The organism is Arthrobacter sp. NamB2, assembly GCF_005281365.1.
In the GTDB taxonomy this organism is placed as follows: Bacteria; Actinomycetota; Actinomycetes; order Actinomycetales; family Micrococcaceae; genus Arthrobacter_D.
This window is the reverse complement of sequence record NZ_SZWI01000001.1, coordinates 464,038-485,711: the sequence shown is the minus strand read 5'-3', so window position 1 is coordinate 485,711 and position 21,674 is coordinate 464,038. Positions and strand designations below refer to the sequence as shown.

The window sequence follows — 21,674 nt, the reverse complement described above, 5'->3', positions numbered from 1 at the left end:
CCGCCGTCGCGCTGGGGTCGGAGCTGTTTAGGCGACGCCGGTCGCGGTATGGGAGACTTGGGTGCAGTTCTGCACGTCTACAGTGCCTGAAGAAGAAGGAGGCAGCCATGAGCAAGCGAGCACGCAAGCGTCGCGACCGGAAGCGTGGAGGCGCAAACCACGGTAAGCGCCCCAACACCTGAGTCCAGGCGTTACAAGCACCGCCAGCACGAACGACAGAACCTCCGGCCCGTCAGGGTGCCGGAGGTTCTGTCGTGTGGGGCACTGTCGCCTCGCGCGTCCGCCAGGTGCCGGGAGTCAGTGATCCACGGTCTTGAGCTGGCTGATGCGGTCGAGGATGCTCGCCTTCAGGGTCGACGGCGCAACCTCCGTGCAGGATCGCTTGACGACCGACCGGATCACGCATTCGAGATCATGCTCCTCGGCGCACTGCGGGCACCCGTTCAGGTGGTCCTTGATCTCGACGAGGTCCTGGTGGGACAGTGCGCCGTCCAGGTACTCGTACAGCCTCTCGATCCTCGAGTCGGCGCAATCGCCCATACTCTCGCAATCGCTCATTTCTCCATCTCCTGTTCCTCGCCCGCTGCGCCCGCCCCGCTCTGGGTCTTGGCACCAGCACCTGCGGTGACACCGAGTCCCCGCTCACGCGCGTACTCCGCGAGGAGTTCACGCAGCAGCTTGCGGCCGCGGTGCAGCCGGGACATGACGGTCCCGATGGGCGTGTTCATGATTTCCGATATTTCCTTGTACGCGAAGCCTTCGACGTCCGAGAAGTAGACCGCCAACCTGAATTCCTCCGGGATCGCCTGGAGCGCACTCTTCACGTCGGAGTCCGGCAAGTGGTCCAGCGCCTCGGCCTCTGCCGAGCGGAGACCGGCGGAGGTGTGCTCTGCGGCCTTTGCGAGCTGCCAGTCCTCGATGGTGTCGGAGTGCGACTGCAGCGGCTCCCGCTGCCTCTTGCGATACAGGTTGATGTAGGTGTTGGTGAGGATGCGGTACAGCCACGCCTTCAGGTTGGTTCCCGGCTTGTACTGGTGGAAGGCGGAGAACGCCTTCGTGTAGGCCTCCTGCACGAGGTCCTCCGCGTCGCTGGGATTGCGGGCCATGCGCATGGCAGCGGAGTAGAGCTGGTCGACGTACTGCATGGCGTCACGCTCGAAGCGGGCCTTACGGTCGGCTTCCGACTCCGTCGACACGTCCAACTGTGCATCTTCGGCCTGGCTGCTGCCTGCGGGGGCTGTTGTATTCATCGTGCCAAAGTCTACGCGTCCCCGCTGTCGCGGCGCCGTCGAAGCGCGCCTCTGGACCGACGTCGACAGCTGGAAATCCGCCGGCACTACCGTCCCGGTCTGTGAGCCCGTCACACGCGCCTCCGATGTCCCGTTCCGAATGTTTCCATGGTTCTTCCAACCCCCTCGAGAACCGCCTTATTCCTGCGGCAGGCCACCCCGGCCGGAGTCACTACCCGCCGCTTCCCCGCCCTCGCCGCCGCCGCCCCTGCCGCAAGCGCTGATACGGAAGCGGCTCCGGATCGCGCGTGCTGGTGCGGCGTGCAAAACTAGACCCAGCGTGCTTCGTACCCGTGAACCCAATGCTCGGCGGATCCCGCCGGTAACCAGGAGGCAATTGTGACCCTTGTCCGCGTCATCGCCCGACCCTTGATCGCCAGCAGCTTCGCACTCTCGGGCGTGGACCGGCTCCGCTCTGCCGGCACCACCGCTCCCCAGCTCAAGCCCGTCCTCGCTGGCCTGACCAGAGTGGTCCCCTCGGCAGCAGCGGTCACCGGCAACGAGAAGCTCGTGGGTCAGGTGCTCGGCGCCACTCAGGTCGGAGCCGCACTCCTGCTGGGTATCGGGCGGTTCTCCCGCGTCGCGGCCCTCCTGCTCGCCGTGACGGCCACGGTCAACACCCTTGTCGACTACCGCTCGGCCGATGGCTCGACCACGGAGGGCAAGAAAGCACGCCGCTCGCAGCTGCTCAGGAACCTCTCGCTGATCGGCGCCGTCCTGCTGGCCACCGTCGACACGAACGGCCGTCCCGGCATCGCCTGGCGCGCCGAGCACCTCGCGATCGATGCCAAGAAGAGCGCCGCCGGCCTCGGCAGGGATGCCCGCAAGCAGCTTCAGAAGGCCGACCAGGCCGTGCGCAAGACCGCTGCCGACGTCGTCGGTTCATAAGTTCCGTGACAGCGTCTTCAGGCGGGGGATCCGACCAGCACCTGTGGCGGGCACCCCGCCTGACCCGTCCCGTGGATGCCGAGATCTCGGTTCCCGGCTCGAAGTCACTTACCAACCGCTACCTGGTGCTCGCCGCGCTGGCCGACGGACCGTGCGTCATCCGGCGCCCGCTGCACTCACGCGACTCCGCCCTCATGGTCGCTGCCCTTCGCTCCCTCGGCGCGGTGATCGACGAGGTGCCGGGCGACGGCGATTTCGGCCCGGATCTGCACGTCACCCCCCTGCCGGGCAGGACGGGCGGTGGGCAGTCCCGTGCAGTGGATTGTGGACTGGCGGGCACGGTCATGCGGTTCGTCCCTCCGCTGGCCGGGCTGGTTCCCGGTTCCACGAGGTTCGACGGCGATCCCCACGCCCGGCGCCGTCCGATGGGAAGCATCGTCGAGGCGCTCCGCGGTCTCGGGCTGTCCGTCGACGACGGCGGATCCGGCTCCCTCCCGTTCACCGTGCACAGCGAAGGCAGCGTCCGCGGCGGGCACCTCGTCATCGATGCCTCCGCCTCCTCGCAGTTCGTGTCCGCGCTCCTCCTCGTGGGCGCACGGTTCACGGAGGGCCTGCACCTCGAACACGTGGGCAAGCCCGTTCCTAGCCTGGACCACGTCCGCATGACCGTCGAGACACTGAGGTCACTCGGCGTATCCGTCGACGACACCGTGCCGGACAACTGGCGGGTCTCCCCCGGTCCCATCGCCGCCTTCGACGTCGCGGTCGAGCCCGACCTGTCCAACTCGGGCCCGTTCCTGGCCGCGGCCGTGGTCACCGGCGGAACCGTCCGCGTGCGGAACTGGCCCGCGGGGACCACCCAGGTGGGCGATGACTGGCGGCGCATCCTTCCGCTGATGGGCGCTTCAGCCCGTCTCGACGGCGACGTGCTCACCGTGACGGGCGGACCCTCGATCTCGGGCGGGACCTTCGCGGACACCTCCGAACTCGCTCCGACCGTCGCGGCCCTCTGTGCGCTCGCGACGACGCCGTCGACCCTCACGGGAATCGCGCACCTCCGCGGGCACGAGACCGATCGGCTTGCGGCGCTCGTCGCCGAGATCAACGGACTCGGCGGTGACGCCGAGGAGACGGCGGACGGGCTCATCATCCGGCCTGCACCCCTCCACGGTGGCCGCTTCCACACGTACGAGGACCACCGCATGGCGACCGCCGGCGCGATCATCGGGCTCGCCGTGGAGGGCGTGGAGGTGGAGAACATCGCGACGACGGCCAAGACAATGCCTGAGTTCCCCGAGCTCTGGGCTGCCGTCACCGCCACCGCCACCACTTCCACCGCCGCCTCCGCCACCGCCGCCGTCTCCGCGTGGGAAGCTCACGCATGAGCGAGTCCGGCAACCGCCGCGGATCCCGGTCCTGGGACGAGTCCGACATCAGGATCCGGCCCAACAAGAAGGGATCCCGCCCCCGGACCAAGAACCGTCCGGCGTACGACGACGCCGTGACCGGACGCGTGGTCACCGTGGACCGCGGCCGATACACCACCGTCGTCGACGAGGACACCCCGGACGAGCGGATCGTGATCGCAGCCCGTGCGCGCGAGCTGCGTCGGAACGCCGTCGTCGCAGGTGATCTCGTGGCACTGGTGGGCGACCTGTCCGGCGGTGCCGACTCACTCGCTCGGCTCGTGCGCATCGAGGAGCGCCGCACCGTCCTGCGGCGCAGCGCCGACGACACCGATCCGGTCGAGCGGGTGGTGGTCGCCAACGCCGACCAGCTCGTGATCGTCGTCGCCGCAGCCAATCCCGAGCCGAGGACGGGCTTCATCGACAGGGCGCTCGTGGCGGCCTACGACGCCGGGATCGAACCACTGCTGTGCATCACCAAGGCCGACCTGCGGGATCCCGCCGCCCTTCTCGCCAACTACGAGCACCTCGACCTGCGCGTGATCATCAGCCGGACGGACGAGGCCGTGGGCATCGAGGCGAGGTCCGACGACGGCGATTCAGCACGCCTGGCGCACGGCGCCGTCGACGCACTGCGGGACGAACTCGACGGCCAGGTGAGCGTGCTGCTCGGGCATTCCGGGGTCGGCAAGTCGACCATGGTCAACGCGCTGACCGGCAGTACCCGGGCCACCGGCGGCGTGAATGCGGTGACGGGCAGGGGCCGCCATACGTCCTCGTCCGCACTCGCCCTCAAGGCGACGGATGCTTCGCCGGGCACCTGGATCATCGACACGCCGGGCATTCGCTCCTTCGGCCTCGCGCACGTGGACGCGGATCGCATCCTCAAGGCATTCCCCGACCTGGAACCGGGGACGGAGCGCTGCGAGCGCGGGTGCCGCCATGATGACGTCGCCGTCGACTGCGGACTCGACAGCTTCGTGGCGGAAGGGCTGGCCGGCGAGTCCGGGCCGGTACGCCTGGCCTCCCTGAGGCGCCTGCTCGGCGCGGGCATCGCCGACGCCCGCGGCAGCAGCCATGATGCGAAGGAACTCGGTCAGCAGTAGGCGGAGCAGCAGGTGGTCCGGGCTGACCCCGGAACACTGCTAGGCTGGAGGCTGTTGTTGTTTGCGCATTAAATTTCAAGCCTTGACCCTCCACCTGGAGTTCGACAGCTTTTGACGAAAAGCGAGTAACGAACACCACGATGAGCACCCGAACGTCGGGAGGCTCTCCCAGGTAAGGAAATACAGCATGGCTTCAGGCACAGTGAAATGGTTCAACGCCGAAAAGGGCTTCGGCTTCATCGCTCCCGACGACGGAGGCGCTGACGTCTTCGCCCACTTCTCGGCGATCAACTCGAACGGCTACCGTTCCCTCGAAGAGAACCAGAAAGTCGACTTCGAGACCACCCAGGGTCCCAAGGGTCCCCAGGCCGAGAACATCACCGTTTTCTAATATTTCTCCTGCCGCCCTGCGGCATGGTCAGGAAGCCACCGCCCGGCGCATGCCGACGGTGGCTTTCTGCTGTTCCGGGGCTTCCGGCGCCCCGGCGCGGGAAGGGTCCCCCGAGACGATAGGTTGAGTCGTATGAGTTTCACGCAGGGTTACAACGACGACCTCCGTCTCGCCCACATCATGGCCGACTCGGTCGACGACCAGACGATGTCCCGCTTCAAGGCCCTCGACCTCCGCGTCGAGACCAAGCCCGACTTCACCCCCGTCACCGATGCCGACAAGGGGGCCGAGGAGGCGATCCGCGGACAGTTGTCCCGGGCCCGTCCGCGGGACGCGGTGCTGGGCGAGGAGTTCGGCAGCACGGGCTCGGGAACCCGCAGGTGGGTCATCGATCCGATCGACGGCACCAAGAACTTCGTGCGCGGCGTGCCGGTCTGGGCGACGCTGATCTCCCTGATCGACAACGGCAAACCCGTGGTCGGCGTCGTGAGCGCGCCCGCTCTGGGTAAGCGCTGGTGGGCGGCCGACGGAACGGGCGCCTATACGGGCAAGTCGCTCGCGGCAGCCCAGCGCCTCCGGGTCTCCAACGTCTCACGTCTGGAGGACGCCTCGCTGTCCTACTCGAGCCTGTCCGGCTGGCGGGAGCGCGGCGCGTTGGACGAGTTCGTCGATCTGACCGACCGCGTGTGGCGAACCCGGGCGTACGGCGATTTCTGGTCCTACTGCCTTGTGGCGGAGGGCGCCGTCGACATCGCCTGTGAACCGGAACTGAACCTGTACGACATGGCGGCGCTCGTTCCGATCGTGACCGAGGCCGGTGGTCGCTTCACATCGCTCGACGGCGAGGAAGGGCCCTTCGGCGGCAATGCCCTCGCGACCAACGGCACGCTGCACAGCGACGTGCTCCGCACGCTCAATCCCGATGTGGATGACCTGTTCTAGGCGCGGCCCGGACCCGGCGCCCCGGGGCGTAGCACGGTGAGCCGCGGTCCGCGTCTCGATGAGGAGCGACGCCGGCTCATGGCGAGCGCCTACCTCTCCGGGGCGGGCCGCTACGACCGTGTCCGTCCGGGGTACCCCGCAGCAGTGGCGGACTGGCTCATCCCCGAGCATGCGCGTCGGGTCGCCGATATCGGTGCGGGGACAGGACTGTTCACCTCCCTGCTCACCGGACGCGGGCTCGAGGTGACGGCCGTGGACCCGTCGGAGGACATGCTCACCGTCCTCACGGCACGGTTGCCGCAGATCCCCGTCCTGCTGGGCACGGCGGAGCATTCCCTGCTGCCGGCGGCATCGATGGACCTCCTCACACTCGCGCAGGCCTGGCACTGGTGTGACCACCCCGCAGCCCTGCGCGAAGCAGGCCGTGTGCTCCGTCCGGGAGGGCGCCTCGCGCTCGTCTGGAACCAGCTCGACGTCTCGCTTCCCTGGGTCCACAGGCTCTCCCGCATCATGCACGCCGGGGACGTCTTCTCGCCGGCGTACCGGCCCGACTTCGGTGGGGCCTTCGGTCCGGCGGAGGAGCTGCTCGTGCACTGGACCCAGGATCTCGCCGTCGCCGACGTCGTCGACCTCGCGCGCTCCCGCAGCTACTACCAGCGCGCGTCGGCTCTGCTGCGGGAGCGCGTCGACTCGAACCTGCTCTGGTACCTCACGGAGTACCTTGCGTTCAGCAGCGACGCCGTGATCCGTGTCCCGTACTACACCCATGCATGGAGAGCATCCCTGCGCTAGATTTCGCCATGCCTAAACGCTACTTTTAGGTATGCCTCAAAAAACGAGTGCCCTGCGGCTGGTCGCTGGCTGCTGCATCGCCGCGGCGTTGCTCCTGACCGGCTGCGCCCCTGGTCCCGAGGCGCAGGCATCGCCCGCCTCCGCCGACTCCCGGCCCCTGGTACTCACCACGTTCTCGGTGCTCGCGGACCTCGCGGACACCGTGGGCGGTGGGCATGTGCGCGTGGAGTCGATCACCAAGGTCGGGGCTGAGATCCACGGGTACGAACCGACGCCCTCCGATCTCGTCCGGGCCCAGAACGCCGACCTCATCCTCGACAACGGACTCGGCCTCGAGCGGTGGTTCGAGCGCTTCCTGCAGTCCGTCGACGCGCCGCACGCTGTCCTGTCGGAGGGCGTCGAACCGGTCGACATCCGCTCCGGCGACTACTCCGGCCTCGCGAATCCGCATGCCTGGATGTCTCCGCTCGCGGCGCAGACCTACGTGGACAATGCCGTCCGTGCCCTCACCGAACTCGCCCCCGAGCACGCCGCCGAGTTCGAAGCGGACGGCCAGCACCTGAAGAACCAGCTCGGCGAGCTCCTCGACGGGTTCCGCGCGGACCTCGCCCACGTCGACGGCGCGGCGCTCGTGACCTGCGAGGGAGCTTTCTCCTACCTCGCCCGGGACGCCGGCCTGGACGAGGCATTCATCTGGCCGGTCAACGCGGACGCCGAGGGAACGCCACGCCAGATCCGGGAGGTCATCGGTTTCGTGGAGGAGAACAGGGTGCCCACGGTCTTCTGCGAATCGACGGTCAACCCCTCGGCGCAGGAGCAGGTGGCCCTCGCTACCGGTGCGGAGCTGGGCGGCATGCTCTACGTGGATTCCCTGTCCGAGGCGGACGGCCCGGTCCCGACCTTCCTCGACCTGATCCGCCACGACCTCAGGACCATCACGGAAGGACTCGCGCGATGACCACCGTCCACCCGACAGAACCAGCGGACGCGCCGACGACGTCACCCGTCCTCGCAGTGCGGAGCCTCAGCGTCCGCTACAACGACGTCCAGGCTCTCGACGACGTGACGCTGAGCCTCGACGCCGGCCGGATCTGCGGTCTCATCGGCGTCAACGGATCGGGCAAGTCGACTCTGTTCACCTCGCTCATGGGGCTCCTCGTTCCCCAGCACGGCACCGTGGAGCTCTTCGGCATGCCCACGGCGGGCGCCCGGAAGCAGGGGCTGGTGGCCTACATGCCGCAGGCCGAGGGGGTCGACTGGACGTTCCCGGTGTCCGTGGCCGACGTCGTCGCCATGGGCCTCTACGGCCGTCTGGGCTCCGCCCGCCGTCTCCGTGCGGCCGATCGCGCCGCGGTCGGTGAGGCCCTCGAGCGGGTGGGGCTGGCGGACCTCAGGAGGCGCCAGATCGGCCAATTGTCGGGCGGACAACGCAAGCGCGTGTTCATCGCCCGGAGCATCGCCCAGGACGCGCGGCTGCTCCTGCTCGATGAGCCGTTCGCAGGGGTCGACCGCGCCAGCCAGACAACGATGACTCACCTGCTGAAGGTGCTGCGGGACGAGGGACGCTCCGTCCTGATGTCGACACACGATCTCGCGGGCGTGCCCGAACTGTGCGATGAGGCGGTCCTCCTGCACCGGCGGGTCCTGGCACAGGGCGTTCCGTCGGAGGTCCTGACGCAGGGAAACCTCGCCCTCGCCTTCGGGCCGGCAGCATCCGATGATTCCCCGCCGGCTTCCTCACCTGCGACCCCGGAAGGAAATTCCTGAGATGGACATCGTCGCCTTCGTCCTCGAACCCCTCCAGTACGGCTTCCTGACCCGGGCCCTCGCCGTCACGGTCGCAGCGGCCGTCGTCGCCGCCGTCCTCTCCTGCTGGCTCATCCTGATGGGGTGGTCGCTCATGGGTGACGCCGTGTCCCATGCCGTCCTGCCCGGCGTCGCGCTCTCCTACATCATCGGCATCCCCTTCTCGATCGGGGCCTTCGTCTTCGGCGCTGCCGCCGTGGCGCTGATCGGGATCGTCCGGTCGACGACGAAGCTGAAGGCGGACACCGTGATCGGCGTGGTCTTCACCGCACTGTTCGCCGCGGGACTCGCCATCGTCTCCGCCACGCCCTCCCAGATCGACCTGATGCACATCCTGTTCGGCAACGTGCTCGGCGTCTCCGCCGCCGAGGTGTGGCAGGTGCTCGTCCTCGGGGCCCTGACGCTCGCCATCCTGCTGTTCAAACGGCGCGACCTGACACTCCTGGCGTTCGACCGCACCCATGCCCACGTCATCGGACTGAACACCCGGCTGCTGTCGGCACTGCTGCTCGGCCTGCTCGCGCTCACCGTCGTCGTCGGACTCCAGGCCGTCGGGATCATCCTGGTCGTGGCCATGCTCATCACCCCCGGGGCGACGGCGTTCCTGCTGTCCCGCAGCTTCGACCGGATGCTCGTGATCGCCGTCGTACTCACCGTCGCGGCGTCGATCACCGGCATCTATGCCAGTTACTACCTGGACATCTCGACAGGGGCCGCCGTCGTGCTGTGCCAGGCGCTCGTGTTCACCGTCGTCTACCTCGTGGCACGGCCGGACGGGGTGGTGTGGCAGGCGCGACGACGCCTGCGGTCCCGGACCGGCGCCGAGTCCGGAACCGGCCTCCCCACCGCTGGGAGCACGGCCACGCAGGCGGCACCGGCGGCGATGACACGGGCCCCCGGCGTCTCCGCGCGCGCGGACGCCTGATGGCAGGCAGGCGGGGTGCGGTCCTCAGCATCGAGTCGACAAGCGTGCAGGACTACGTCAAGGCCATCTACTCCTTCACCGAGTGGCAGGGCGATGCCATGACCGCAACGCATCTGGCCGCGCGCCTCTCGGTCGCCAACTCCTCCGTCACCGGGATGGTCGCGAAGCTGGTCGACCTGGGGCTGGCCCACCACCGCAAGTACGGCCCCATCAGCCTCACGTCCTCCGGTAAGGCCCTCGCCCTCGCCATGGTGCGCAGGCACCGGCTCCTCGAGACGTTCCTCGTCACCGAGCTCGGCTACAGCTGGGACGAGGTGCACGACGAGGCCGAGCTGCTCGAGCACACCGTCTCGGATGCCTTCATCGAACGACTCGATGCAAAGCTCGGCCGCCCGAGACGCGATCCACACGGCGATCCCATCCCCGCTGCGGACGGCACCGTCCACTACCCGCCCGCGCACCGCCTCGACGACCTCGATGACGGGCACGCGGGCCGACTGGTGCGCGTGAGCGACGACGACCCGGACGTCCTGCGTTTCCTCGACCGCAACGGGATCTCGCTCGACGACGACCTGCTGCTCGCCGGGCGGGAGGTCGGTGTGCGGCTTCGCCTGCGCCTCGGTGCGGAGGCCTCCGCGCCGCACCTGGCCGTCGACACGGCCCTAGCGCGTGCCCTGTGGATCGAGAGCACCGCATCCCACGAGGGTTGCACGATCTCCAGCGGCACCTGTTGACGCGTCGGGGAAGCGCTTCAGGCGCCCGGGGACGCCACGGGGTGCGCATGGTTTCTGCGCGGGTGGCTCTTAGACTGGTTCGGATGCCTGCACGCCCCTCCTTCTGAACGGAGTTCCCCGATGACCACTCTCGGCCTCGAGGAGGAATACCTACTGCTCGAACCGCGATCGGGCCTGCCGGCGCACCGCGCCGGGGAGGTCGAGCGCCTGCTCGAATCGACGCCGGAGATCAGCGATGACGAAATCCAGCGGGAACTGCTGTCCTGCCAGATCGAGACGGCCACCCCGGTGTGCGAGACGCTGACGCAGGCCGAAGAATCCCTCCTGAACTTCCGGCGGAAGTTCGCGGGCGCGGCAACACGCGTGGGAACCATCGGTGCTGCCACCGGAACTGCTCCCTGGATCCGGCAGGCGTACCCGGAGCTCACCGACAAGCAACGCTACGAGGACCTGAGGGCCAGCGCGCCGGGAATCGTCGGCGACCAGTTCGTCAACGGGCTCCATGTGCACGTCGGTGTCCCGGACCAGGAGCGCGGCATCCAGGCACTCAACCGCATCCGTCCCTGGATCCCGCTGCTCACCGCGCTCAGCGTCAATTCGCCCTACTGGCTGAGCCGGGACAGCGGCTTCGGCAGCTGGCGCGTCATCCACTACCGCCGATGGGCCGTCCAGGGCATCCCGCCGTACTTCGCCGATGCCGCCGACTACGAGCGCAGGATCACCCGTCTCGGCGCCAGTGGAGCCATTCTGGACCGCGGGGTCCTCACCTGGGTGGCAAGGCTCTCGGACCACTACCCCACGCTGGAGCTCAGGGCCTGCGACGTGCAGCTCGAGGCGCAGGACTCCGTGCTGCTCGGTGCCCTGACGCGCGCGCTCGTCGTCACCGCCCTCGGCGACGCCGAGCGGGACAGCACTCCCCTCGTCCCGGATCCGGAACTCCTGGACGCCGCGCTCTGGCAAGCTGCGCGGGACGGCATGAAGGGCACGCTCGTCGACCCGGTCGCGGCTGAACCCGTGCCTGCGGGTCAGCTCCTCGAGTCGTTCCTCGAGCACGTCGGCCCGGCACTCGCATCCGAGGGCGACGCCGACTGGGTGCGCGCCGGGGTGGAAACGATGAAGGAACGGGGCACGGGCGCCGAGCGGCAGCGCCGGGCGATGCGCGACGGCGGCATGGAAGCCCTGCTGTCCCTCTACGGCCACTCGCTGACGTTCGAGCCCTAGCGGAGCCCTGCCATGCCGTCGACGGCTTGATCGGCTTGGTCGCCCCGCAGTTCGATGAGCAGCGTCTGCTCGGGCAGCAGCACGGGAGCCTGGAGTCCGGCCTGGCCCAGCACCCGGCCGGAAAGCCGCAGCGGCTCGCCGTCGAGTGCCGCGTGGAGCCAGGCGAGCGGTGACTGCCCGTTCCCGGGGTGCCCCTCCTGCGGGACGGCGAGGCGCACCTCGTAGACCGCCTCGGGATCGAGCCCGGGGAACGTCAGCGGACCGGGCGGGTAGCTCGCGCTGGAACCGGTGAGGGAGTAGCCGAAGAGGGCGCGCCGGCGGTCCTGGGAGACGATGCCCCGCAGGTCCATCGAAGGATCGACCAGGTCCGCGTGGACCAGGGTGCCGCGGTGCAGGTCGTCGCGCCACGCACGGTGGAGTCCGATGTAGCGCGCCAGGATCTCGTACTCCCCCTCCGTCAGGTCGGAGATGTCCCACTCGATGCCGTAATGGCCGAAGATAGCCGTGCCGGCGCGGAACGGCAACGAATGGGCGCGGCCCGTGGAGTGCGAGGCAGGGCCGCCGATGTGCATTCCCATGAGTTCGGGCGGGACGACGAGCCCGGTGTACTTCTGGTTGACGAGCCGCTCGATCGGATCGATGCAGTCACTCGTCCAGATCCGGTCCGTACGGGCGAGGATGCCGAGATCGACGCGGGCCCCGCCAGACGCGCAGGACTCGATCTCGAGGTCGGGATGGCGGGTCCGGAGTTCGTCGAGCAAGCGGTAGAGCGCCTCGACATGACGGTGGACTGCTGCCCGGCCGGTGCGCGCGTCGGCGGCCTCGAGCAAGTCCCTGTTGTGATCCCACTTCACGTACGCGATGTCGTTGGCCGTGAGGATGTCATCGAGGCGCTCGAGGATGTACGCGTAGGCATCAGGATGGCCGAGGTTCAGCACCTGCTGTTGCCTCCCGGGAAGCGGTAGCCGCCCCTCGGGCTGCAGGATCCACTCCGGGTGCGCACGCGCGAGGTCGGAGTCCGGATTGACCATCTCGGGCTCGAACCAGAGCCCGAATTCCATGCCGAGTCCGCGCACATGGTCGATGATCGGCGTCAGGCCGTCCGGCCACACCGTCTCGTCCACGTACCAGTCTCCAAGGCTCGACGTGTCATCACGCCGCCCACGGAACCATCCGTCGTCCAGGACGAATCGCTCGACGCCGAGGGCCGCAGCCCTGTCGGCGAGGGCCCGCAGACGCGTGATGTCGAGGTCGAAGTAGACGGCCTCCCAGGTGTTGAGCGTGACGGGCCGTGGCCGCCGGGGATGAACCGGCCGAGACCGCAGGTGCCGGTGGAAGCGGCCGGACAGCTCGTTCAGCCCGTCACCCCAGGAGCCGATGACCTCCGGGGTGGAGTAGCTCTCCCCCGGAGCGAGCACGACCTCCCGTGGCGCAAGCAGCTCGCCGGCAGCCAGGAAGGCATCTCCAGCCGGCGTCTTCTCGGCCAGGACGTGCTGGTTACCACTCCATGCGATGTGTATTCCCTGCACCAAGCCCTGCTCGAAGCCGAAACCCCTGATGCCTGCCGCAAGGAGCACGGTGGCATCCGCTCCCGGTCGTCCGCGCCGGCTCGTCCGTGCGTACGTGCCGACGGTGAGGTCGTGGCGTTGCGGTGAACGCTCCCGCAGGTGCCGCCCAGTGGTGTCGAGAACCTCAGCGGCCGCATGGCACAACGGGAACGAGAGATTGAGGGATCTGACCTCGTAGTCGTCATGGCCCGTGTTGGTCACGACCAGCCGCTGCGTGAAGAGGCCTGATTCACTCAGGCCCACGTGCGCGCTCAGTGCGAGTCCGGCGTCGTCGTCCCTAGCCTCGATCGTCGCGGCTGCCCCACCGACGCCGGCCGCCATCGAGACGACGGTGAAGCGCGGGTAGAGGTGGGTTCCCGCGCGGTCACCGGTCAGGCCCGGCGTCCCCTGCCAACCCGCGGACTCGAGGGGCAGGAGGGTCAGCCTCGCGGGGACATCGATACCACCGGAGACACGCTGCGGCCGCTGCGCGGCTGTGAGCGCCGCCAGCTGATCGGCGTCGAGGTCGCCCAGATCGGGCCCCCAATAAGCGAGGACCGGCAGTCCGTACTGGTGGGGATCGAGCACCACGCTGGTGCCGCCGCGGGAAAGGTGGAGGGGGGTGATCGTCACTGATTATTTTTATCGTGTAACTAACTGTCCGGCAAGCCGTCAGCCGCCTACCGCTGCCGGTTGTCCCGCCGCAGCAGGCCGACGATGAGGCACAGAAGACCGAGCAGGAGTGGAACCAGCGTGAAAAGGGTGTGGGTGCCACCCAGATAGCTCATCACGAAGATATAGGCGAACGTGCCGCCCACCAGGATCCAGCCGAGCACGATCAGACCTCGACCCCTGTTGGGCGGTGGCAGTGGCGGGAGCCACCCCGGCGGCCTGTCAGTCCAACTCATCGCCCAAGTCTAGTTGTCCGGTGGGCCGACGGACGGGGTGCTCGGAGCAAACGCGATACTCGCTGCCGCCCCGGTCTCGGAAGCCGACACCAGGCACGCTGCAGACGACACAGCGCCCCGTCGGAGTCCGACGGAGCGCTGTGAGGTTGTGGAGATGGCGGGAATTGAACCCGCGTCCGATGCAGTGTAGTCAGGGCTTCTCCGGGCGCAGTTTGCGTCGGTTTTTCTCGGCTTCAGCCATCGTGCAAACAAGTGGCTGCCAAGCCCAGTTGTATAAAAGTCCCCCCGGTCCCTACAACGAGGACCGGGAGCAGTGGCCCTCTAAATGACGCCAGTATCCGGGGCGAGAGCAAACCCGGGCTGACGGACTAGCTAGGCTGCTTTAGGCAGCGAGAGCGAAGTCAGTGCGCTTTTGTTCGGCACTTATTGTTTTACAAGGAGCGTTTACGAGATAACCCTGTATCCTCGGCCCGCTTCCCCTGTCGCGACTAACATCGTCGAAACCTGTCATCCCCATGTTCAGTTATCAAGTGATTCCTGCTTCAACCGGCCCAGCGGCCGATCGACCTTCATTCTAGCGCACCTTCCCCGCCCGTCCACGTGCTTCGCCCACGGAGAACGGGCGCACTACTGACCGACGGTGATTCCGAGGATCACGATCGGGGACTGCCACAGGCGCACGACGACGAACGCGAGGGTCACGAACGCGATGCCGAGGGCTGCAAGAGCCGTGGTGCCGGCCTGCTTGCGGCGGAAGCTCCACCAGAAGATGGCGATGTTCAGCAGTAGCATCACCGGCGAGATCCAGACGAGCAGCTGCGCGAAGTAGACATAGACGAGGAACACGAACGGAATGAGGGAGAGGATTCCGACGGGCACCACGACCAGGAGCAGGATCAGATCGACCAGCGCGCCGGCCGTTACCCACCAGGGGCGCTTGTAGGTCAGCTCCGACGGCTCAGGCTCGCCGTCCTCCTGTGCCTCCCAGAAGACATCGCTCACGCGCCGAGGTTCTTCTCGCGCATGGCGCGCAGCGCCTCCCGGTTGTCCTGCTTCTCCCGCAGCGTCTGACGCTTGTCGTAGTCACGCTTGCCCCGGGCCACCGCGATCTCGACCTTGGCCTTGCCGTTCGAGAAGTAGAGCTGCAACGGCACGAGGGTGAAGCCGGATTCGCGGATTTTCTGCGAGATCTTCGTGAGTTCCTCGCGGTGCAGGAGGAGCTTCCTCCTCCGACGCGCGGCATGGTTCGTCCAGCTGCCCTGCGAGTACTCGGAGATGTGGATGCCCTCGAGCCAGAGTTCGTCCCCGTAGAAGATGGCATAACCGTCGAGGAGCGATGCCTGTCCCGCGCGCAGCGACTTCACCTCGGTACCCATCAACGCGATGCCGGCCTCGTAGGTGTCGAGCACCGCGTAGTCGTGGAAAGCCTTCCGATTGGTGGCCACCACTTTCCGGCCACTTTCCTTCGGCACGGCACAACTCCTTCGACGACGCTGCTGCGGACGGCAGTCCGCTGGACGGCAGTGCCTTCCATCCTACGACCTAGAGCAGGCCCATCGGGTCCACCAACGTACCGTTCAGCATCGTCTCGAAGTGGAGATGGCATCCGGTGGAATTGCCCGTGGTGCCGGTGTAGCCGATGAGCTGGCCCGCACTCACGCGCTGACCGACCGACACGAGGTAACTCGTCAGGTGGTAGTAGTTCGTGGCGAGGGCGTTGCCGCCGACCACTCCGTGGTTGAGGACGATCCGGTTGCCCGCGCCCGGCAGGACGTTGGAGTCCGCGTACCAGACCTCACCGGCCGCGGGTGCGTAGAGAGGCGTACCGCATCCGACGCCGTAGTCGATACCGGTGTGCATGTAACCGCCGGTGCCGTTGAAGTCGATGGTGCCGACCGGCGTCGGACGCCAGCCGAAGCCCGAGCTGATGGGAGCGTTGACAGGCGCGCGAAGGCCGAACGAGCTGGGGTTCGATGGCGGCGCCGCCGGGGGCGCCGCGACCACGGGGGCAACCGGTGCAACCGGCGCGGGCCGGACCGGCGCAGGAGCCGGTCGGTTCGCCGCTGCGGCTTCTGCTGCCCGCCGCGCCGTCTCGGCGGCTGCCGCGGCTTCCGCTTCAGCCTGGCGGCGGGCCTGCTCAGCGGCTGCCGCGGCTTCCGCTTCAGCCCGGAGCCGCTCCTGCTCCGCCTTCTGGCGGGCTTCCTCGGCCTTGCGTGCTTCCTCGATCTGGCGCCGCTGGCGCTCGGCGATGTCCGCGTTCACCTGCTGGTGGGCATTCTCGACGCTTGCCAGCTTGGCTTCGATGACGGGTTTCTGTTCCTGCAGCTTGGCCGACAATGCAGAGGTGTCGGCCACGAGCTTGTCCACCTTGACCTTCTCGCTTGCGGCCGCGTCGCGCGCCGACTGCTCGGCGGCCAGCGCGTCGTCGGCCTTCTGCTTGAGCTTGGTGATCTCGGCCTCGACGGCGACGAGACGGGCCTGGCTGTTCGCGTTCGTCGCGTTCTGCTCCGACAGGCGCTCCATCGCGGCGTTCTGGCTCCGCAGTGCCTGGTCCACCATGTCCATCGACTCGGTGAAGTCCTCGACGCCCTCGGCTCCCAGAAGCAGCGAGACGTTCGTCGGCACGCCACCGTTCTTGTAGGCTTCCGTGGCGATCTGCCCGATGACCCTGCGCGTCTCGTCCATCTTCTGCTCGTCGGCGCGGAGTTCCTCGGTGATCTTCGTCTTCGTCTCCTGCGCCAGGTCGACCCGGACCGCAAGTGCACCCACTTCGTCGGTCGCCGCTTCCACCCTGCCCTGGGCGTCCGCGAGCGCCTGCTGGGCGCCGGGGAGCTGGCCCTGATAGGTCTTCAGTGCGCCGATGGTCTCCGCGATGTCGCTGTCAAGGTACTCCATCGACTGCTGGACCTCGGCGATCTCGTTCTCGAGCGCACTCTTGCGGTCGTCGAGTTCGTCCGCAACCACGGGCGTGCTGAACCCGAGGGCGAGAGCGACGACGAGAGCAACCGACGTGCCGGCGGTGCCCCGCACGACGAAAGCCTTCTTGTCCTGCCGGGACCACCAGGTTGCTGGGTGGCGCACGTGTCCCCTGGCGCTGAGCGGCATCGTTTTAGACCTTTACGTATCGTCGGAGAGTGAGCAGGGACGAGAGTCCCGCAAGAATTGCTCCCAGAAGGATGAGAGCGGGAACCAGCAGCAGCACTTGCTGGGAGGAGATGAACGCCGTCTGTGGGAAGGTGTTGACGAGCCAGCCGTCGATCAGGAATCTCGACGTCCCCCACAGCGTGACCGACGCGAGGACCGCGCCGATGACTGCAGCGATAACTCCCTCCAAGATGAACGGCAGCTGGATCACGGCCTTCGAAGCGCCGACGAGGCGCATGATGCCCGTCTCCCTGCGGCGGCTGAACGCGGAGAGCCGGATGGTGGTCGCGATCAGCAGGATGGCGCAGAAGGTCATGATGCCGGCGATCACGAGCGCGACGACGGAGGCCCAGTTCATGTAGCGGAAGATCGCCTCGAGGAAGTCGCGCTGGTCGCTCACCGCGTCGACGCCCGGCTCCGAGGAGAACGCTTCGTTGATGACCTCGTACTTCTCGGCATCCACCAGGCTCACGCGGAATGACTCGGGGAGCTGGTCCGCGGTGACCGAGTCGACGATCGGGGAGTTCGCGAACTGGTCCCGGAAGTGGCCCAGCGCCTCCTCCTGCGACTCGTAGGACACGGTGTCCACGTACGGAGCGAACTGCTCGGACTCTAGCTTGGCCTGGATCGCGGCGCGTTGCTCCTCGGTCACCGGGCCCGTGGCGCAACTCGTCTCCGACGAGTTGTCGACGCAAAGGTAGATGGTGACCTGAACGCGGTCGTACCAGTACCCCTTCATCTGGTTGATCTGCAGTTGGAACAGGCCGGCTGCGCCGACGAAGGTCAGCGAGATGAAGGTCACCAGGATCACGGAGGTGACCATGGACAGGTTGCGGCGGATGCCCGAACCGATCTCGGACAGGATGAACGCGAGCCTCATTCGGCCAACGCTCCTGCTTCTCCCACGTAGATGCCATGCGCGTCGTCGCGCACGACCGAGCCATTGTGGAGTTCGACGACGCGCTTGCGCATCGTGTTGACGATGTCGTCATCGTGCGTCGCCATGACCACCGTGGTGCCGTTCTGATTGATCCTGTCGAGGACCTTCATGATCCCCATCGACGTCGTCGGATCGAGGTTTCCCGTGGGCTCGTCGGCGAGCAGGATCCCGGGCCGGTTGACGATGGCGCGCGCAATCGCGACGCGCTGCTGCTCACCGCCGGAGAGTTCGTGCGGCATGCGGTTGTTCTTGCCCTCCAGGCCGACCGTCGCGAGTACATCCGGGACGGTCTCGCGGATAACGGCCCGGCTCCTGCCGATCACCTGCATCGCGAAGGCGACGTTGGAGAACACCGTCTTGTTGGGGAGCAGCCGGAAATCCTGGAACACGACGCCGATTCCACGGCGAAGACGGGGAACGCGCCAGCTGGGGATGTTCGCGACGTTCTGGCCGGCCACGTAAACCGCGCCCTTCGACGCCTGGTCCTCCTTGAGGACGAGGCGGATGAAGGTCGACTTGCCCGAGCCCGAAGCACCGACGAGGAAGACGAACTCGCCGCGGTCGACGTCGAGGGAGACGGCATCGAGGGCAGGCTGCGACTTCTGGTCGTAGGTCTTCGTGACGTTGTCGAATCTGATCATGATCACTCTGCGCCCATGTGTCCGCCGGGGCACGGGCATCTGTTGGGGGAAGGAAGCACCGGCTCCTCGACTATAACGACGCCGTCACGATGCGCCCGCTACCCCGGCGGGTGTGTCGCACGCAAGGACGGATCTCACGCCCGCGCAGGGCCGACAGGCGGACCCGACGTCGATCAGGCGGCCGTGCGATCGCCCGGATACGTCGCCGGACGGCCGGGAGGCTTCGCTACGACACGTCGTTGCGATTGTTGGTGCGCCAGCGGATACCGGCATCAATGAAGTCGTCGATCTCGCCGTCGAACACGGCAGAGGTGTTGCCCACCTCGTGGTTCGTGCGGAGGTCCTTGACCATCTGGTACGGGTTGAGCACGTAGGAACGCATCTGGTCACCCCAGGATGCCTTCACGTCACCGGCAAACGCCTTCTTCTCCGCGTTCTCCTGCTCCTTCTTCAACAGCAGGAGGCGGGACTGGAGGACACGCATGGCAGCGGCGCGGTTCTGGATCTGCGACTTCTCGTTCTGCATCGACACCACCAGTCCCGTGGGCAGGTGCGTGAGGCGGACTGCGGAGTCGGTGGTGTTGACCGACTGTCCACCCGGTCCGGATGAGCGGAACACATCGACGCGAATCTCGTTGTCCGGCACCTCGATGACATCCGTCTGTTCGATGAGGGGGATCACCTCGACGGCGGCGAACGAGGTCTGCCGCCTGCCCTGGTTGTCGAAGGGACTGATCCGGACAAGGCGGTGGGTTCCGGCCTCGACCGAGAGGGTGCCGAACGCGTAGGGGGCCTTGACCTCGAAGGTCGCGGACTTCAGTCCCGCTTCCTCCGCGTAGGACGTGTCGAGGACCTGGGTCGGATAGCCGTGGCGTTCGGCCCAGCGCAGGTACATGCGCAGCAGCATCTCGGCGAAGTCGGCTGCGTCCACTCCCCCGGCTCCCGATCGGATCGTGACAACCGCCTCGCGCTCGTCCCACTCACCGGCGAGGAGCGTCACGATCTCCAGATCGTCCAGGGACCTGCTCAGCGACACGAGTTCCTTCTCGGCCTCCGCGAGCGAGTCCTCGTCGCCTTCGTCCTGGGCCAACTCCACGAGCACCTCGAGGTCGTCGATGCGGCCCTCGAGGGTCTCGAGGCGCTCGAGTGCCGACTGCCGGTGCGACAGCTTCGACGTCACCTTCTGGGCTGCTGCGGGATCATCCCACAGGTCCGGCGCGCCGGCTTCCTCGCTCAGCTCGTCGATGTCCTTGCGGATCCCCTCGATGTCCGAAACCTGCACGATGGACTGGTACTTCGCGCGGAGGGCGCGGATTTCTGCGGGAAAATCAGTGGTTGCCATGGTGATTCCAGCCTACGTCATGGCCGTGGGATGGCAGCGGGGGGCACCAGAACGGGCGGATTCGTCCGCGGGCGCACTGCTCACGATCACACCCCCATACGCAGACAAAGCCCCTTGTGCCGGTGTCCGGTCAGCCTGGCGGGTGCCGGTCCTGTCTCCCGTCCTGCAGCTGGACGCACCGGAGGCCGCGGCAGGGTGGGTTCGTCCCCTCCGGTCACCGGGTGAGCTGCGCGCGCGCGTTGGCCGTCGCAACGATGGGGATACCGTCCGGCACGAGGACGTTGACGATGGGCGGGCGCACGACGGCGGTGAGGACGACGCGGGCTGTCCGACCGTCAGGTGCCCCGGTGGCCGGATCGATGGAGAGCATCTCGAAACGGGTACCAGCACCTGTTGCGGCAAGGTAGCCCTCGGCCGACTGCTCGACCCCCGCGTCGCGCAGCGTAGGTTTGGGCGTCGTCGCGGTGCCGCCCACGGTTCCGATGTCGATGCTGTAGTCATCGGCGGCAGCGAGCGCTGCACCGTCCGCCGCCGAGAGCAGCTTCTTGTGCTCGATATAGACAGCGGTGACCGCGAGGACGACGGTGAGAACGAGCAGTGATACCAGCAGGTAACCGATCACCAGGATCCCGACCTGTCCGGCGTCACGGTGCCCGTCCCCAGCGTCATCCCCGGAGTCCCATGCACCCGAAGATACGGCCTGCTCCGGTTTCCGCCACGGGGCCGAACTCACCATCCTGTCCGGCATCAGCCGAACCGCTCGACGACCTGGGTCGCCACCGCATCCACGGTCACTGCCGAGGGGTAGGAACCGGCGACGGTGGGCATCAGTGGAAGGGGGACGTCGAGGCGCACTGTCACGGTCACGGTGGAACCCGGTGCAAGGCACTCGGAGGTGCACGCTATATCGAGCAGCGCCTGGCCTTGACTGAAACCGAAGTCGGACAGGGCGATGTCCGTGGCTTCCCGAGCCCTCGCCTCCGCCTCTTGGGGGGTCGGGGCATCGACATACACCTTGGCAGCCTGATCGGCGGCACCCACGACGGCGAACGAACCGGCCTGAAGCTGACCGACGGCCAGGACAAGGTACACGACCGGCACCAGCAGCAGGACACCGAGGAACACGAACTCGACGACCGCGCTTCCCGATTCATCGCTGCGCCGTGTGGCGCAGACCATCCGTCGCAGTAGGCCCATCCCGGCCGACTCATGATGCTGCGTATCCTGGTCAGCACGGAAGTGCTGCATGTCCACGCACCTCCATGATCCCCGCGGGACCGATGAAGCCGATGACGGGCAGTGGCGCGCGGACGACGACCTCCAGCGTCCTGACGCCGGCGACGGTGCTCTCGCCAACGGAGATGTCGGACCCGTAGGAATCGGCGAGTGAACCGCGGATCAACTCCTCCGTGCGACCGAGGGCGTCCTGCGGGTTACGGTCGGCCAGCGTGCCGTAGCGCGCACCCGACGCAGCCGCATCGATCAGGGTGTTCCGCACGTGCAGCACGAGCGTCAACTGGATGATGGCGATGAAGGTGACCGTCAGGAGCCCTCCGATCAGCGCGAAGTCGACGACGGCGGCACCCCGCTCACTGTCGCTCGGCGCGCTGTCCCCCTGCCTGGCCTTGGTGTGCGCCCTTCCCCACGGCAGC

The 21,674-nt window shown here is 67.5% G+C and carries 25 protein-coding genes and 1 other RNA gene; 12 read left to right on the top strand and 14 right to left on the bottom strand.

The window, feature by feature from the left end; translation table 11 throughout:
• Positions 1 to 107: 107 nt before the first annotated feature.
• A complete protein-coding gene (locus FDK12_RS15435; protein WP_369299106.1) occupies positions 108 to 182 on the top strand; it encodes a 50S ribosomal protein bL37 in 75 nt (24 codons plus the stop codon).
• A 115-nt stretch (positions 183 to 297) separates the two neighbouring features.
• On the opposite strand, the gene rsrA is transcribed toward FDK12_RS15435, so the two are convergent.
• Both rsrA and FDK12_RS02220 read right to left on the bottom strand, forming a co-directional pair.
• Positions 298 to 558, bottom strand: a complete 261-nt coding sequence (rsrA, locus tag FDK12_RS02225; RefSeq protein WP_104118097.1) for a mycothiol system anti-sigma-R factor — start codon at positions 556 to 558, stop codon at positions 298 to 300.
• Positions 555 to 1,250 (bottom strand): sigma-70 family RNA polymerase sigma factor, encoded by a 696-nt coding sequence (locus FDK12_RS02220; protein WP_223263033.1) that lies wholly within the window; start codon positions 1,248 to 1,250, stop codon positions 555 to 557. Before FDK12_RS02220 ends, rsrA begins: the two co-directional genes overlap by 4 nt.
• Before the next feature lie 378 nt (positions 1,251 to 1,628).
• Here FDK12_RS02220 and FDK12_RS02215 point away from each other — a divergent pair, with 378 nt between their 5' ends.
• The 11 genes from FDK12_RS02215 to FDK12_RS02165 all read left to right on the top strand — a co-directional run bounded on the left by FDK12_RS02215 (position 1,629) and on the right by FDK12_RS02165 (position 11,500).
• Complete coding sequence (locus FDK12_RS02215) at positions 1,629 to 2,177, top strand: DoxX family protein (RefSeq protein WP_137368005.1); 549 nt, start codon at positions 1,629 to 1,631, stop codon at positions 2,175 to 2,177.
• Positions 2,178 to 2,182: 5 nt separating this feature from the next.
• Complete coding sequence (gene aroA / locus FDK12_RS02210; protein ID WP_223263032.1) at positions 2,183 to 3,562, top strand: 3-phosphoshikimate 1-carboxyvinyltransferase; 1,380 nt, start codon at positions 2,183 to 2,185, stop codon at positions 3,560 to 3,562.
• Positions 3,559 to 4,689 carry a ribosome small subunit-dependent GTPase A gene (locus tag FDK12_RS02205; RefSeq protein ID WP_137368004.1) on the top strand — a complete coding sequence of 377 codons (1,131 nt, stop codon included), beginning with the start codon at positions 3,559 to 3,561 and terminating at the stop codon, positions 4,687 to 4,689. The genes aroA and FDK12_RS02205 overlap by 4 nt, the downstream gene beginning before the upstream one ends.
• Positions 4,690 to 4,876: 187 nt before the next feature.
• A complete protein-coding gene (locus FDK12_RS02200) occupies positions 4,877 to 5,080 on the top strand; it encodes a cold-shock protein (RefSeq protein WP_137368003.1) in 204 nt (67 codons plus the stop codon).
• Positions 5,081 to 5,212: 132 nt separating this feature from the next.
• On the top strand, positions 5,213 to 6,022 hold the full coding sequence (gene hisN, locus FDK12_RS02195; RefSeq protein ID WP_104118103.1) for a histidinol-phosphatase: 810 nt from the start codon (positions 5,213 to 5,215) through the stop codon (positions 6,020 to 6,022).
• 36 nt (positions 6,023 to 6,058) lie between these two features.
• Positions 6,059 to 6,814 (top strand): class I SAM-dependent methyltransferase, encoded by a 756-nt coding sequence (locus FDK12_RS02190; protein ID WP_223263031.1) that lies wholly within the window; start codon positions 6,059 to 6,061, stop codon positions 6,812 to 6,814.
• A gap of 31 nt (positions 6,815 to 6,845) precedes the next feature.
• Positions 6,846 to 7,772, top strand: a complete 927-nt coding sequence (locus tag FDK12_RS02185) for a metal ABC transporter substrate-binding protein (RefSeq protein ID WP_137368002.1) — start codon at positions 6,846 to 6,848, stop codon at positions 7,770 to 7,772.
• Positions 7,769 to 8,581, top strand: a complete 813-nt coding sequence (locus tag FDK12_RS02180; RefSeq protein WP_137368001.1) for a metal ABC transporter ATP-binding protein — start codon at positions 7,769 to 7,771, stop codon at positions 8,579 to 8,581. The genes FDK12_RS02185 and FDK12_RS02180 overlap by 4 nt, the downstream gene beginning before the upstream one ends.
• 1 nt (position 8,582) lies before the next feature.
• Positions 8,583 to 9,545: a metal ABC transporter permease gene (locus tag FDK12_RS02175; protein ID WP_137368000.1), complete on the top strand. Its 963-nt coding sequence runs from the start codon at positions 8,583 to 8,585 to the stop codon at positions 9,543 to 9,545.
• A complete protein-coding gene (locus tag FDK12_RS02170) occupies positions 9,545 to 10,279 on the top strand; it encodes a metal-dependent transcriptional regulator (RefSeq protein ID WP_137367999.1) in 735 nt (244 codons plus the stop codon). Before FDK12_RS02175 ends, FDK12_RS02170 begins: the two co-directional genes overlap by 1 nt.
• Before the next feature lie 120 nt (positions 10,280 to 10,399).
• Positions 10,400 to 11,500, top strand: a complete 1,101-nt coding sequence (locus FDK12_RS02165; protein WP_137367998.1) for a glutamate--cysteine ligase — start codon at positions 10,400 to 10,402, stop codon at positions 11,498 to 11,500.
• Here the strand turns inward: FDK12_RS02165 and FDK12_RS02160 are convergent.
• From FDK12_RS02160 to FDK12_RS02105, 12 genes are all read right to left on the bottom strand, one after another.
• Complete coding sequence (locus FDK12_RS02160; RefSeq protein WP_189636234.1) at positions 11,497 to 13,680, bottom strand: alpha-galactosidase; 2,184 nt, start codon at positions 13,678 to 13,680, stop codon at positions 11,497 to 11,499. The genes FDK12_RS02165 and FDK12_RS02160 overlap by 4 nt on opposite strands.
• Before the next feature lie 47 nt (positions 13,681 to 13,727).
• Complete coding sequence (locus FDK12_RS02155) at positions 13,728 to 13,955, bottom strand: hypothetical protein (RefSeq protein ID WP_137367997.1); 228 nt, start codon at positions 13,953 to 13,955, stop codon at positions 13,728 to 13,730.
• 146 nt (positions 13,956 to 14,101) lie between these two features.
• Positions 14,102 to 14,470, bottom strand: a transfer-messenger RNA (tmRNA) gene (gene ssrA / locus FDK12_RS02150).
• Between the two features lie 112 nt (positions 14,471 to 14,582).
• Complete coding sequence (locus FDK12_RS02145) at positions 14,583 to 14,957, bottom strand: hypothetical protein (protein WP_137367996.1); 375 nt, start codon at positions 14,955 to 14,957, stop codon at positions 14,583 to 14,585.
• Complete coding sequence (gene smpB, locus FDK12_RS02140; protein WP_104118111.1) at positions 14,954 to 15,427, bottom strand: SsrA-binding protein SmpB; 474 nt, start codon at positions 15,425 to 15,427, stop codon at positions 14,954 to 14,956. Before smpB ends, FDK12_RS02145 begins: the two co-directional genes overlap by 4 nt.
• A gap of 70 nt (positions 15,428 to 15,497) precedes the next feature.
• Positions 15,498 to 17,060: a M23 family metallopeptidase gene (locus tag FDK12_RS02135; protein ID WP_137367995.1), complete on the bottom strand. Its 1,563-nt coding sequence runs from the start codon at positions 17,058 to 17,060 to the stop codon at positions 15,498 to 15,500.
• 4 nt (positions 17,061 to 17,064) lie between these two features.
• Positions 17,065 to 17,979, bottom strand: coding sequence for a permease-like cell division protein FtsX (ftsX, locus tag FDK12_RS02130; RefSeq protein WP_137367994.1), 915 nt, complete (start codon positions 17,977 to 17,979; stop codon positions 17,065 to 17,067).
• Positions 17,976 to 18,680 (bottom strand): cell division ATP-binding protein FtsE, encoded by a 705-nt coding sequence (gene ftsE / locus FDK12_RS02125; RefSeq protein WP_137367993.1) that lies wholly within the window; start codon positions 18,678 to 18,680, stop codon positions 17,976 to 17,978. Before ftsE ends, ftsX begins: the two co-directional genes overlap by 4 nt.
• A 226-nt stretch (positions 18,681 to 18,906) precedes the next feature.
• Positions 18,907 to 20,022 (bottom strand): peptide chain release factor 2, encoded by a 1,116-nt coding sequence (prfB, locus tag FDK12_RS02120; protein ID WP_104118114.1) that lies wholly within the window; start codon positions 20,020 to 20,022, stop codon positions 18,907 to 18,909.
• 214 nt (positions 20,023 to 20,236) lie between these two features.
• Positions 20,237 to 20,755 (bottom strand): pilus assembly protein TadG-related protein, encoded by a 519-nt coding sequence (locus tag FDK12_RS02115; protein WP_317616702.1) that lies wholly within the window; start codon positions 20,753 to 20,755, stop codon positions 20,237 to 20,239.
• Between the two features lie 14 nt (positions 20,756 to 20,769).
• Positions 20,770 to 21,270 (bottom strand): hypothetical protein, encoded by a 501-nt coding sequence (locus FDK12_RS02110; protein ID WP_223263029.1) that lies wholly within the window; start codon positions 21,268 to 21,270, stop codon positions 20,770 to 20,772.
• Positions 21,251 to 21,673, bottom strand: a complete 423-nt coding sequence (locus tag FDK12_RS02105) for a TadE family protein (RefSeq protein WP_137368268.1) — start codon at positions 21,671 to 21,673, stop codon at positions 21,251 to 21,253. Before FDK12_RS02105 ends, FDK12_RS02110 begins: the two co-directional genes overlap by 20 nt.
• Position 21,674 lies beyond the last annotated feature (1 nt).